Source organism: Gammaproteobacteria bacterium CG11_big_fil_rev_8_21_14_0_20_46_22 (genome assembly GCA_002796245.1).
Lineage (GTDB): Bacteria > Pseudomonadota > Gammaproteobacteria > UBA12402 > UBA12402 > 1-14-0-20-46-22.
Genome location: PCWT01000071.1, coordinates 1 through 13368, shown reverse-complemented (window position 1 = coordinate 13368; position 13368 = coordinate 1). Strand labels below are relative to the sequence as shown.

12 protein-coding genes are annotated in these 13368 nt (G+C 45.2%); 4 read left to right on the top strand and 8 right to left on the bottom strand.

Annotated features, from left to right (window positions below; genetic code table 11):
• The first annotated feature begins 52 nt into the window (after window positions 1-52).
• On the top strand, window positions 53-868 hold the full coding sequence (locus tag COV52_09970; GenBank protein ID PIR10149.1) for a sulfurtransferase: 816 nt from the start codon (window positions 53-55) through the stop codon (window positions 866-868).
• Between the two features lie 269 nt (window positions 869-1137).
• On the opposite strand, the gene COV52_09965 is transcribed toward COV52_09970, so the two are convergent.
• From COV52_09965 to COV52_09950, 4 genes are all read right to left on the bottom strand, one after another.
• Complete coding sequence (locus COV52_09965) at window positions 1138-1803, bottom strand: hypothetical protein (GenBank protein ID PIR10148.1); 666 nt, start codon at window positions 1801-1803, stop codon at window positions 1138-1140.
• Complete coding sequence (locus tag COV52_09960; GenBank protein PIR10147.1) at window positions 1800-2294, bottom strand: magnesium transporter MgtC; 495 nt, start codon at window positions 2292-2294, stop codon at window positions 1800-1802. Before COV52_09960 ends, COV52_09965 begins: the two co-directional genes overlap by 4 nt.
• 137 nt (window positions 2295-2431) lie before the next feature.
• A complete protein-coding gene (locus COV52_09955) occupies window positions 2432-5485 on the bottom strand; it encodes a multidrug transporter AcrB (GenBank protein PIR10146.1) in 3054 nt (1017 codons plus the stop codon).
• Window positions 5482-6513 (bottom strand): hypothetical protein, encoded by a 1032-nt coding sequence (locus tag COV52_09950; GenBank protein ID PIR10145.1) that lies wholly within the window; start codon window positions 6511-6513, stop codon window positions 5482-5484. Before COV52_09950 ends, COV52_09955 begins: the two co-directional genes overlap by 4 nt.
• Before the next feature lie 335 nt (window positions 6514-6848).
• Between COV52_09950 and COV52_09945 the strand changes: the two genes are divergently transcribed.
• From COV52_09945 to COV52_09935, 3 genes are all read left to right on the top strand, one after another.
• Entirely contained in the window at window positions 6849-7382 is a 534-nt protein-coding gene (locus COV52_09945; protein PIR10144.1) for an inorganic diphosphatase, read from the top strand.
• 135 nt (window positions 7383-7517) lie between these two features.
• Window positions 7518-8714: an AAA family ATPase gene (locus tag COV52_09940; GenBank protein PIR10143.1), complete on the top strand. Its 1197-nt coding sequence runs from the start codon at window positions 7518-7520 to the stop codon at window positions 8712-8714.
• Window positions 8715-8718: 4 nt separating this feature from the next.
• Window positions 8719-9438, top strand: coding sequence for a hypothetical protein (locus tag COV52_09935; GenBank protein PIR10142.1), 720 nt, complete (start codon window positions 8719-8721; stop codon window positions 9436-9438).
• A 9-nt stretch (window positions 9439-9447) separates the two neighbouring features.
• On the opposite strand, the gene COV52_09930 is transcribed toward COV52_09935, so the two are convergent.
• From COV52_09930 to COV52_09915, 4 genes are all read right to left on the bottom strand, one after another.
• The gene (locus tag COV52_09930) at window positions 9448-9708 is read right to left on the bottom strand and encodes a transcriptional regulator (protein PIR10141.1); all 261 of its coding nucleotides are present in this window, start codon (window positions 9706-9708) and stop codon (window positions 9448-9450) included.
• 11 nt (window positions 9709-9719) lie between these two features.
• The gene (locus tag COV52_09925; GenBank protein ID PIR10140.1) at window positions 9720-9992 is read right to left on the bottom strand and encodes a type II toxin-antitoxin system mRNA interferase toxin, RelE/StbE family; all 273 of its coding nucleotides are present in this window, start codon (window positions 9990-9992) and stop codon (window positions 9720-9722) included.
• A 296-nt stretch (window positions 9993-10288) separates the two neighbouring features.
• Window positions 10289-12964, bottom strand: coding sequence for a hypothetical protein (locus COV52_09920; GenBank protein PIR10139.1), 2676 nt, complete (start codon window positions 12962-12964; stop codon window positions 10289-10291).
• Window positions 12965-12977: 13 nt separating this feature from the next.
• Entirely contained in the window at window positions 12978-13208 is a 231-nt protein-coding gene (locus COV52_09915; protein PIR10138.1) for a hypothetical protein, read from the bottom strand.
• Window positions 13209-13368 lie beyond the last annotated feature (160 nt).

Below are 13368 nucleotides of genomic sequence, written 5' to 3'. Positions count from 1 at the left end.
ATTTCACCGATAATGCGCGCGTTTTCCCTGTTTGCACCAGGAGGAGAATAGTATGACGCAAACGATTTTAAATATTTCGGCCTATCAATTTGTGCCGATTGAAGACCCTGCCGTGTATCAAGCCAAGTACCGTGCGCGTTGCCAAGCGCTCGGCATCAAAGGCACCATTTTATTGGCCAAAGAGGGTGTGAACCTTGCACTTGCAGGTTCCGAAGCGAGCCTTCGCCAGTTTATGCGCCAGATGAAAGACGATGAAGCTTTCGCTGATATTGACTTCAAAGAAAGCTGGTCAGAGACAATTCCTTTTCGCAAAGTGCGCGTGCGTGTGAAAGATGAAATCGTCATGATGCGCGTGCCGGGTGTGAACCCTGCAGAGCGAACAGCGCGCCACCTAAAAGCTAAAGAGCTTAAGCAATGGTTGGACGAAGGCCGTGATGTGGTGATGTTTGATACGCGCAATGAATACGAGCTCAAGGTTGGCACGTTTAAAAACGCGTATAACCCACACATCGATAATTTTCGCGAGTTACCTGAAAAGCTGAAAATGCTGCCTGATGAATTGAAGAAGAAAAAGGTTGTGATGTTTTGCACCGGCGGTATTCGTTGTGAAAAAGCCACGGTAGCTGCGATAGAGGCCGGCTTTGAGGATGTGTATCAAATTGACGGTGGCATTATTAAATATTTTGAAGAATGTGGCGGCGAACACTGGGATGGGGAGTGCTTTGTGTTTGATGATCGTATCGCGGTGAAAAAAGATTTAACGCCGAGTGATAAGCACTATTGCTTGCAGTGTTTGGAAACCTTGACTGACGACGATTTGAAAAGCGAGAAGTTTGTTTACAACAAAAGCTGCCCGCATTGTGCTTAATTAGGTGTGGCCTGGGTTAAAATGCGCAGCGTTGAAAACCCGGGTTTAAATTTCCCCGGATTATCACTCCTTCGGTGTTCAATCCAGGCTACATTTTATCGCTAATGTCATTGCGAGCGAACGCTAGTGAGCGTGGCAATCTGGGTTGTTAACGTAGAGATTGCCAGGTCGCTTCGCTCCTCGCAAAGACGGTTGCTACATGCTCAGAAAAACGTAGTCTGGGTTAAAATGCGAAGCATTGCAAACCCGGGTTATTGCCAGTCTATTTTTCAACCTAGGCTGCGAATACTTTCTAAAGCCATAATCTCACTATCATCACGCCAGTTTTTAATGAAGCGATTCACATCTTTACGGCGAAAGCGCTCGAACACGGTGAGTCGTTTCTTCACGGCATCAAGATCAATTAAATACAGCTGGCCATCTCGGTGGATAAAGTTCGTGGCTTTTAAATCGCCGTGGCTGATTTTCTGAGCATGCATGGCTTTAATGATGCTTACCGCTTGGTCGATCATGGAAAAATCGCGCGTGCGGGCAATGTAGTCGACTAAAGTCTCACCTTTAATGTACTCACACACATAATAACCGCCAAGTTGTAAGCCTAAAAAATGATTCACTCGTAATAATACAGGGTGCGGTGTGGGTAGGTGATATTTTTCAAACAGTTCTGCTGCGTGCCAACAATGTTCTGCCCGCGTTTTTTTAAAACAATGAGAAAGCCAGTAGCCAAAGCTTCGCAAATGAAAGCGCTTTATCACAAAAGCCGAATCGTTGAACTCTAAGGCATAAAGCGTTGCGGGTTTGTCTTTTTTCATCTGCGCTAAGGGGTGTTTCTTTAGGTAACGCTTCGGGTTTTCTAAAAATGATTTTAGTTTAATAAAATAATTAGCGTCATACACAGTGTAGTGGAAAAGTGACCAGCGTTTGCCGTATTTCATCGTGTTTCTGTCTCTGTATCTGTCTCTGTATCTGTCTCTGTATTATTGTCTTTGTAGAGTGCGCTTTTTAGACGTCGGAACCAGCGAAAATGTGCGAGCATGAGTAAAAAAATAATAAGAAAAGTGGTAAGCGCAGACACGGCATACATCTTAAACGCCACGCCCAAGCCAACAGCCGCAGTGGCCCAGATGGTGGCCGCGGTGGTGAGCCCTCTGGTGCGAGAGTTGTCTTTGAAAATCACGCCGGCGCCTAAAAAACCAATGCCTGAGACAATTTGTGCAGCAATACGCGTGGGGTCTGCGACACTCTTGTAAAAGGCATCACCCTGGGCATGGGTGGAAATTAGCCCAAATACGCAGGCGCCCAAACAGACAGCCGCGTAAGTGCGAAGGCCCGCGGGGCTGTGGTGGTACTCGCGCTCAAGGCCGATTAAAAAGCCTAAGAAAAACGCCAATAAGACTTGTAGGCAGAGCATCAATTCATAAGGCATAAGCACCTCTCCTGATGCGTGTATCGTAAACGGAAAAAGTGGCGCTGCCAAGTTTGCTCACAGTATTTTTTAGGCGAGTTTTTGTAATTATTCAGCATTTTTGCTGAATAATTACGAGTTTTTTATCTTAACGCGCTTTAGGTATGTGTCACACGCGCTTTTTTGGGCTTGCGAGCGATTTTCGCTAAGTAAAAATACGCCATCGGTACGATAAACAGCGAGAAAATCGTACCGATAAGTAAGCCGCAGATAATCACAATACCGATTTGAATGCGGCTATTGCTGCTCGCGCCCGTGGCGAAAACGAGTGGCAGTGCGCCGAAGATCATCGACGCGGTGGTCATCAAAATCGGGCGAAGTCGCAAAGTGGCTGCTTTAAAGACCGCCTCTTTTAAGGCCATGCCTTCATTGCGAAGCTCGTTGGCAAACTGAGTGATCAAAATCCCGTGTTTGGCGATCAAGCCAATGAGCGTGACCAAACCGATTTGCGTGTACACATTGATTGAACCGTTAAAGAGCTTCAATCCTGCAATGGCGCCAAACAAAGCCATGGGCACAACGAGTAACACGACCAGCGGGTAAATGAAACTTTCAAACAAGGCGCAAAGCACGAGGTAAATAAACGCCAAGCCCAGCACGAAAATCATGGCGGTAGAGGCTTGCGATTTTTGCAGGCGCTGCGCCGCACCTTGGTACGAAAAGCTTGCGTTGCTGGGTAGCAACTTCGGTAGCGTATTGTTTAAGTATGTCATCGCTTGGCCGATGGAATAACCGGGGTTCAGTTCCGCGGTGATTTCGGTAGAGCGCAAGTAGTTGAAATGTGGCAGGCTCGCTTGCGCTATCATCGGTGTGATGGTCAGCAAACTTTTGAGTGGTACACGCTGACCGTTTGCACCGCTGATGTAAAGCGAAGCCAGATTGCCGGGTGAGTTGATGTAATCTTTCGGGGCTTGTAAGCGCACGTGGTAGCGATAGCCATGCAGGTAAAAGTAAGTCGTGTTGTTGCCACCGAGTAGTACGGCCAGTGCTTGGTCGATGTCGGCGATATTCACGTTGAGTGCAGCAGCCAGCTCACGGTTCACGCTCACATTGTATTGCTGACTGTTAAAGTTCATATCCGATTGCACGTTGTTCAAGCCAGGGTATTTGGCCAGTGATTGTTTAATGGTTTTGGCAATGTGATACAAGTCTTGATAGCTGCCCGAGCTTGATACCATAAATTGAAGATCACTGTGGCCACTGCCGCTAAACGGAGACGGTGCAAAGATGAATGCGTTCAAGTTGGGCACCTGCGACATGGCTTTGTTCATTTTGGCGGCCACTTCTTGTGCACTGATGCTGCGTTGATCGTACGGTTTTAACGTTAAAAATAAGTGATTAAATGCGCCTGGCGTGTCTTGAAGCCAGGCGGTTCGGTACTGTATAACGGACATGGTTTTTGCGATCGCAGAGGCTTTTTCTGCTTGCGCTTTAATGGTCTTTAAGTTCGCGCCACTGGGTGAATTTAGTACAGCAAGCAGTATGCCAAGGTCTTCAGCAGGCATAAATTGACTCGGCAAGCTTTTGAATAGAGCGAAGCCACCAGTGACCACGGCAATGACGATAATCAATATTAGGTAGCGCAGTTTAAAAAATGCCGTGAGGGCTTGTTTGTGAAAACGTTGTAGGCTTTCAAAAATGTGTTCAAGCTTTTGCGCAAAGCCCGTGTCTAAGGTATTAGCTTGCATAAGGCGTGCGCACATCATCGGCGTGAGGGTCAGCGCAATAAACCCTGAAATAATTACAGCGCCGGCCAGCGTGAACGCAAACTCACGAAAGATAGTCGCAGTTAAGCCTGAGAGTAGGCCAATGGGTGCATACACGGCCGCCAAAGAAATCGTCATCCCGATCACCGCGTAAGTGATTTGTTTGCTGCCGACCATCGCGGCTGACATGGGCGCTAAGCCGTTTTGCATGTGGCGGTGAATATTTTCTAGCATAACAATGGCATCGTCCACGACAAGGCCAATGGCGAGTACCAAGGCGAGCAAAGTGATCACGTTAATAGAGAAACCGCATAAGCGCATAACGCCAAAGCTTGCCATGATGCACACAGGGATGGTGACCATGGGGATGATGCTCGCGCGCCATGAGCCTAAAAATAAGAAAATCGAAAGAATGACGCACAGCGTGGCAAAGAAAAGTGAGAAGTACACTTCGTGGACAGATGCTTTTAAGAAGTGTGCGCTATTAAAAAATTCCACCATTTTCATGCCGGGCGGTAATGTTTTTTGGATTTCAGCGAGCTTCTTTTGAAGGCCATTGCTGACATCAATGGGACTGGCTTCTGCACTCGGTGTGACCGACATGGAGATGGCCGGCTCACCGTTGATTGTGACGCTCTCTTCTTGCTCGTCGTCAATGCCGAGCTCAACCTTGGCAATATCTTTTAGGTGCACGATTTGGCCGTTATCATTTTTAATGACGATATTGCCAAAGTCTTCGGCGTTTTTTAATTTCGTATCCACGGTTACGGGGTAGTTCAGTGCGCTGCCACGAATCTCGCCGGCCGGTAGTTCAACGTTGCTGTTTTGGATCGCGGTTTGCACATCGTTAATATTAATGTTCAGGGCGGCCATTTTTTTGGGTTTTAACCAAACGCGCATGGCATACGGTGCGCTACCACTCAGGCTGATTTCTGCAACCCCCGGCACTTCACGCACTTGATTAATGATCGAGCGGTTAAGGTAATCACGAACATCGGCGAGTTTTTTGTGCGTGTCGATAAAGCCGATGTCGGCAAGCTCAAAGCCTGTCCAGCCGGCCTGGATGTCCGGTGTTTCGATGGTGCTGGGTAAATTATTCATCTGGCTAAAAATGGCTGAGCGGACTTTGTTAGCCGTTTCTTGAAGATCGGCATCATCTTGCAATGTGATGGTGATATCGCTTTCGCCGCGTGTGCTGCTTGATTTGACTTGGTCAATGTCAGGCACACCGCTGATGGCGGATTCCAGTGGTGTGGTGAGGTTTACTTCCACCAGTTTGGCGCTGGCGCCCGGGTATTGTGTTTGCACGTAAATTTTCTTCGCTTGGAAGTCAGGGAAAAAGCGCGTGTCTAAGTAGTGATAAGCCATCACGCCAATGAGAACCAACACCAGGCTTAACACAATGGATAAAACAGGACGTTCAATGCAGAGTTTGATGAGCTTCATGGCGTGGTCACTTTAACGTGTTGTCCGCTGATAAGATTATCGCCGCCTTCGCTGACAATCAGGTCTTTCGCGTTGAGACCTGTTTTAATGACAACGCTGTTACGATGATGCTGGCCGATAGTGACGATCTGCTTGCTGAGTTTGCCCTCGTTGATGACAAACACGTAATACCCTTCGGCAGAAGCGAGCACAGCGGTTTCGGGTACGGTGAGCGTTTCTTTTTTATCGCCCAAGTCTTGAGTGACGGTCACGTATTCACCGGGTGCGAGTTTGTTGTCGGCGTTATCCAGGTCGGCATGCACTTCGAAAGTGCCTGTGTCTGTATTCACGGTAGGTGAAATAAAGTGAATCACAGCGTTGAAATTCACACGTGGGAAGGCTTTGGCGTTTACGGATACGTTTTGGCCAATGGCGACTTTGCCCAAATCGCGCTCGGGTAAATGATAGACCACGCGTAAATGTTTGCGGTTAACGAGCTCAACCAGTTGAGTGGCTGCGGCTACGTAGTCGCCGGCGTTTAAGCGTGCTGCACCCAGCGTACCAGAAAAAGGCGCTTTTAAAATGCTGTCATCTAGGTTTTGTTGATCCAAGGCGAGTGTGGCTTTGGCGTTGGCTAAAGCACTCTGGGCATTATCCAATTCTTCTTTCGAGGCATAGCCGTGTTGGGCGAGTTTTTCGGTGCGCGCTTCATTTTTCTGAGCGGCATCAAACGCGGCTTGGCTAGAGGCGAGCGCCGCTTTGATTTGAGTATTATCCAAAGTGATCAGCGTTTGCCCAGCGTTAACCTGCTCGCCTTCTTGGAAGTGGATACTATTAATATAGCCGTTGATTTTGCTCGTAATCCAAACATCTTCCGGCGCTTGCAGCATACCGATAGCCACAGTGCTTGGGCTTGCGCTAACCGCTTGTGGATGTGTGGCTAGCACAGGCACCACTTGCTTTGGGTTGTTTGCGCTGTGGCGAATCAGGCCAGCTTGGGCAGAGCTTGCAATCAATGCGAGTGCGATGATTAGGCTGTAGGGTTTCATGGCTTGGGTCTCAGTTTAAAAGGTTACAGTATATACATGGATAACAAAACGTGCTTGAACTTTACCTTGCTAGAATGGCGCGGCAGAACCTGGCCAATTTACCTGAACTTTGCTTGACTGCCAAGCGGGTTTTTTAGCTTTAGGTGTGTGTGGATGAATGAATGAATGTCTACAGCGTGCAAGAAGGATTCGTCCCTGCTTTGGCGAGCAGTCAGCGCAAGAGCATAGCCGAGACAAAATAGCGCGCTGTAGATGGCATGGTTTTGCCTCCTTGTTGTCAGCTTGCTGGAGGCTCGCTATAATGCCGCCAGTTTATTACCAAAAGAGAGCAGCGTATGCGTTTAGATTTAGTGGGTCCAGGCAAAAAAGCACCTGAAGCGGTGAACGTGATCATCGAGATTCCGGCACAAAGCCAACCGGTGAAATACGAGTTGGATAAAGAAACCGGCGCGATGTTTGTTGATCGTTTTTTATCAACACCGATGTTTTACCCTTGTAACTATGGTTATGTGCCGCATACCTTGTCGGAAGATGGCGATCCGGTGGATGTGTTGGTCATGACGCCTTTGCCAGTCATGACAGGTGCGGTGATCGAATGCCGCCCCATTGCCGTGTTGAATATGAGCGATGAAAACGGTCCGGATGCGAAATTGTTGGCGGTGCCGGTCAATGGTTTGACGCCAAACTACCGTGATATCCAAGGCATCGATGATGTGTGCCCTAATTTGCTTAACGCAATTAAGCATTTCTTTGAACATTACAAAGACCTTGAGGAAGGCAAGTGGGTGAAAGTTGACGGTTGGGCCGGTAAAGATGCGGCGCACGAAGAAATCGTTGGCAGCATTAAGCGTTACGAAGAAGCGAAGTAGTTCTCATTAGCGCGATATTCAGAACGACAAGCGCCAGTTGGCGCTTGTTTTTTTCGCCGGCCTAAACTAAACTCTCAATATATTGAGTATTTTTACTCAGTATATTGAGTAAAATGTAAAAAATGCCGTAACACTATGTTTATTAGAGCTATTTTTCATGACATTAAGCGTCGTTTGGAGGCGGATACACCGCTGATTCAGATGCTTTGTGGCCCTAGACAGGTGGGTAAGACCACGCTCGTCAAGCAAGTTTTAGAGGCCATTGAGTTTCCGGCCTTATACGTTTCGGCCGACGGACCCGGCTCACAAACCAGCACTTGGTTGGAGCAGCAATGGATGCGCGCTCGTTTGTTGTGCGAGCAGCAACAGGGGCCTTGTCTTTTGGTGGTTGATGAGGTTCAAAAGATTCCCGATTGGTCTGAGTGGATCAAGAAGTATTGGGATGAAGATCGTTATCATCAGCTTGATTTGCGGATTGTTCTTTTGGGTTCCGCACCATTGCTACTTCAGCGAGGTTTGAGTGAGAGTTTGGCGGGCCGTTTTGAGTCCTTGGCTATTGGTCACTGGCAATTTGACGAAATGCGTGAGGCTTTTGGTTTTACTTTGGAGCAATATATTTATTTTGGCGGGTACCCGGGTGCGGCTGTCTTCATTGAAGATGAATCGCGCTGGAGACAATATGTGTTGGATGCTTTGCTTGAGCCTGCGATTGCAAAAGATATCTTGCTGATGGAGCGCATTCACAAGCCAGCGTTGCTTCGTCAGTTGTTTCATTTGGGTTGTGATTACAGCGGGCAAATTTTGTCGTATCAAAAAGTGTTGGGTCAGCTCGATGATGCGGGCAATACCACAACCTTATCGCACTATTTACACTTGCTTGAAGGAGCAGGGCTGCTATTGGGTTTGGAGAAATTTTCATTACAAAAATACAAGCAAAGATCATCGAGCCCAAAGTTTCAGGTGTTTAATACAGCCTTGATCACAGCGCAATCAGCCCAAGCGTTTCAAGATTACCGGCAAGATCTTTCAAGCTGGGGTCGCTTGCTTGAGTCAGCAGTGGGGGCGAGTTTGCTGAATCGTGCCCTGGGTGCACAAGTGCGGTGTTATTATTGGCGTGATCGTGGTTTTGAAGTTGATTACGTGTTGCAATACGGCGAGCAATTGCTAGCGATTGAAGTGAAAAGTGGGCGCGCGAAGAAAGCGATGCAAGGCTTATCTGCTTTTACCAAAGCGTTTCCGAAAGCAAAAGTATTACAAGTCGGTGGCCGCGACGGTATGCCTTTGGAAAGTTTTTTTTCAACGCCGATCCAGGCATTATTTAATCAGGGTTAATACTATGGCCGATTACGACAACATTGCGCCTTTTTACGACACGGTGCATGGCTCTAGAAAGCAAACGATTGCGTATGTGCGTGAGTTGCTGTTGCAGTATCACCCTGAGGCCAAAAGCTTGCTCGCCTTGGCGTGCGGTACCGGTGCGGTGGTGAAAGGCTTGAGCAAATTCTACAGCGTGGAAGGTTTGGATATTTCGCCGGGCATGATTAAAGAGGCGAAAAAGAAGCTGCCGAAATCTCAATTCCATGTGGCGAATATGTGCGATTTTAAGCTCGCTCAGCAATACGATGTGGTCACTTGTTTGTACGCTTCCTTGAACCACGTGCTCGGTTTTGATCAATGGTGTGAGATGTTTCAAACCGCGCTCGCACATTTAAAGCCTGGTGGTGTGCTGGTGTTTGATGTGATGTCTGAAACCGGTTTGTACAATATAGTGCTCAATTCACCGCTGATCATTAAACGTTTTGGCCATATCAGTATGGGCGAGATTCAAATGAGCGAAACCGGTGATCACAGTATTTGGCGCGCGCGTGGGTTTTCACGTTTTCGTCGCAAAGATGCGCCGCCGGTGTACGATGTGACGGTCAAGCAAGTGGCCTACCCTTTTGAGTTGATTCGAGAAGCTTTGCTTGCGATATTTCCGGAGGTGTATGTTGATGATCCGGAGCAGGATGGCGCGAATGAAGGCTCTGAGATTTTTTATTTTATTTGTCGTAAATAAAGTCGATTTTTAGGCTGCCTGATGGATATCAAAGTCTGGAAATAATAAGACAGCGGGGTGTACACCCAGTGCTTTGGCCAGCGTGATGGAGCGGTCGCGGCCAAGTTGACTTGTCCCGTTTTCTAGTGCTGAGATGTTCGGTTGCGACAAGCCGGTTTTTTCAGCGAGTGCTGATTGGCTAAGACCTTGTAGCTCTCGAATGATGCGTAAGCTTTCGCCCGGGGTGACGGCAACGTGTGTTTTTGAGGGTTTGTATTCGGCTTTGCTCATGATTTTTACCTCTAGTAATCGTGTGGATGAATTTCTACTACATAAACTTTGTAAACATTTTTTTCTAGTTTGTAAGTAACGCGCCACTGTATGCTTAAGCGCGATGATCTCAGGCCTTTTAAATTTCCCTTTAAGGCTTCATCATGAAAACCCTTGATGGCTTTTAAACCTTCAGGCCCTTGGAGTTCAACGATTCGCTTCCAAACCTCAAAGCGTTTCAATATTTCCCTTGGCACTTTTTTAAGTGTCTTGCCAAGGTTTTTTTGTTCTAGGACTTCCCACATGCGCCATAATATATATACTTTTTAGTGAATGTCAAGAATGTTGTGCAGATTCGGGTAGGTAAATGCCTTGAGGTTTTTTATTTTATTTGTCGTAAATAAAATATCTTCTAATTTTTTCGATGAAATTCAGGCGTCTGATTCATTTGATTTTTGAGCTTTGAGCTTAAGTCGGTAAGCTCAGCGTATATGCTTCATTTCCCCTTTTTGTATGAGCCAAGCGCAGCCGTTTACGCACGATAAATTGTTTGGTTCGTTGGCGATTTTCAGGCAATGTCAAAATACACACGCATTACTGTTCATTCTCTATACTCCAGCATATCGTCATTTAAGCGATAATACCCTCGACGCACACGCACAAATAATTTTCGATTATACTGATTATTGCTATCCACTTCGTTGCGTGATAATAATCCGGAAATATAGGTTTGTTTGATTCGATATTGGGGAAGTATGGCTGAGTATAATTTGAAAATATCAGCTAAGCTGCCTGCATCCAATAAAATGGTTTTTTTATGATTCATTTCTTTTTTATATTGCATGAGGCTCTGCAAGGCTTTGAGCAACCGAAATAAAAAGTACTCCCCCAAGTGATTGGATAAAACAATCAGTTTATCTTGATAGCGTAACTTTAACGGATCGCTTGATAATAGTTGGTAAATTTCGGTAAACGATTTTTTTACATATTGCTCATCTTTATATGCTTGCTCCAGTGCAATCGTCAGACAATCTCGCCCATGATTGTCAACAAGCTCATATGAGCAACCTAGCTCTAATAAGGTCTTAACATGTTTGGCATTACCAATATAAACGGCACACATCAACGGAGTGAAGTTAAAAGGATCTCGAAAATTAAGTCCGTAATGATCAATTTCTTGGCGCAATTTCTTATCATTATTAAAACGGTAGGCGCTGAAAAATTGCTCGTCCATGCATTTTAGCGCATGTTTCAAGTTTCTCGCCGCTTTAAAATTTAGCTCTATCAGGCGATGCAGAATGTCATTTCGATGGTACAAGATCGCATAGTTCAATAAACGAATATTGTCTTGTTTGCTGGTTTTGGTCGGTGTTTGATTGAGTTGTTCCAAGCATGTATCGAGTTTTTCTTGAGTCAATGTCTCCCAAGGAACTGGTTTATGGCGTAAAATCAAATTTTCAATCGCATCGGCTTGTTCTTTTTTACCTTGCTGTGCCAAACGAGTCGCTTCTTGTTGCCATTCTTCTTTATTGGACGCGGCAATGTCTAAATTTACTGTTTTAATTTCGTTGATATCCAGTAATTGTAATAGCGGTGCTTTCACATCGTTTTCAAGCAAATACACATTTTTGATGGCGCGGGTGATCGCAACGTACAACGCATTGACATAAAATTTATAAATTTCGAGATCTTTATTCGTTTTATCTTTGACACGTGCGTACACATGATCTTGATGAATAAAGTCGCGGCCAACACCTTTACAGATTTCTCGATAACTCGATTCATCGCTGATAAATTGGTATAAAATCACATTTTCGTATTCCAAGCCTTTGGCCTCTTGTACGGTAAAAATGAGCGGAGTGCGAAAATATTTCTTGGCTTCAAGCTTATGCTGCTCAGTGAGTACAACAATTGCGCTGCGCGCTGACTGTACGATTTTATTATCAAAATTTTGTAAATTTTCAACTGTGGAAGAAACGCATTGTGCAATCCCATGATGTTTAGCAGTGCTGTGGACTAAATAATGACTTTCTTTATCAATCGAGCCAAAGCGCGCATTTTTAAATTTTAAAATTCGATTCGCCAGTTCCGTTACCTCTGGCGTGTTACGATAGTTGTTCGCCAAAATACGAATAATAGTTTCTGTTTTATAATGATCACTTTCGTAAAAGTACGATTTTAATTTTGACCAGGAAAAGAAGTTAGGGTGTACAATTTGATTGGCGTCACCGGATAAGATAAATTGATCGCGATTGATTAAATGACGCAGCACAAAATCCAGTTGGCTATTGGTAAAATCTTGAACTTCATCCACCACAATCGCTTCATAGCGTGCTTGAATTGAGGGCTGATATTCATAACTTAAGATATTGCTATCGAAATAATCATCGGATTTTAAAAAGTTGAGATACTTTTCAAATAAAGCATACACACTCTCACGCTCCTCACTGTGATAGATTGATTGCTTAATCCCCAATGCTAGATAATCGGCTTTGCTTAGATAGGCTTGGTTCGGTTCACTGCCCGTCATCACACCTCGAAATTCTTCAAATAGTTTTCGAGTATCGTATAAATATTTTGGCCGTGCTTGCTTATTCGCCCAAGCGATAAACGTTTGCGCATCAATTTCGTGTCCTCTGGGGATTTTAATCGTTTCTAATAATTCTCGAAACGATAAAAAATCGATTTGTTGCGCTTCATTTTCATAGTTAGCAGCATAATAGAGTTGTCGCGAATTCTTGACTAAAAAATTCGATAGGCTGACATACAATAAATCACCCGGAATTTGTTTTAATTTTTCTAAGGTGACTGATGTCTTACCGCTGCCTGCCGAACCAATAATAATAAGCGGTAGATTATGCTGCAACACTTCATCTTGGATGGAGTCAAACAAAATGCATTTGTCGAGAAAATGAATTTTTGTCGCCCTATCTTGATGGATGCTTCCAGTGAGCGCTGTGGACTCTGCCTGCGACCATTCATACTCGGCAATCACCTCATCCAAAATCGTTTTGCCATGTAAAAACCGCGATTTTTCATAGCCATGATTTTTAATCACTTCTAACAGCAATAGGCATGGTTTATTTTCAATCGATACGGGTTGAAAAAGCAATCGATGAGTATTATCCAACTTGGCTCGATAATAGGGCGTTGGCTTGAGCTTTTTGACTTCCGCAGATTTAAAATCCCCGTTGCGCAGTTGCTCCAGCGTTTTCTGAAATTTTTTCTCAATATTTTTATTGTCTAATGCGTTGTAATAGAGTATTTCGTATTGCATGGTTGATTCTTGTTTACGTTAATTCAATAAATTCAATCTTAGGCTGACAATATTCCGTCTGTCCAACTTTTATAATAAAATTTTTTGCTGCTTGATGCTCTGCCGCATGATGCGTGTGTCCTGTTAATACTAATAAATTGGGCGCGAGCGATGAATTTGTGGCCAAAGCGCTGAACTTGAGTCTTTCTGAAGTCGCTAAGCTTCGCAACGCGTTGCAGGAAAATAAATAAACTTTGCTCGCCATATTCTTGTAGCCCGGGTCGTGACCCCGGGATTATTTCTCCCGGATTACGCGCTTCGCGCTAATCCAGGCTACATTTTTCTCAAGAAAATTTAGGCGGCTGATTCATTTGATTTTCGAATGTAAGTCGGTAAGCTGATTATACATTCTTTTTTCTCCCTTT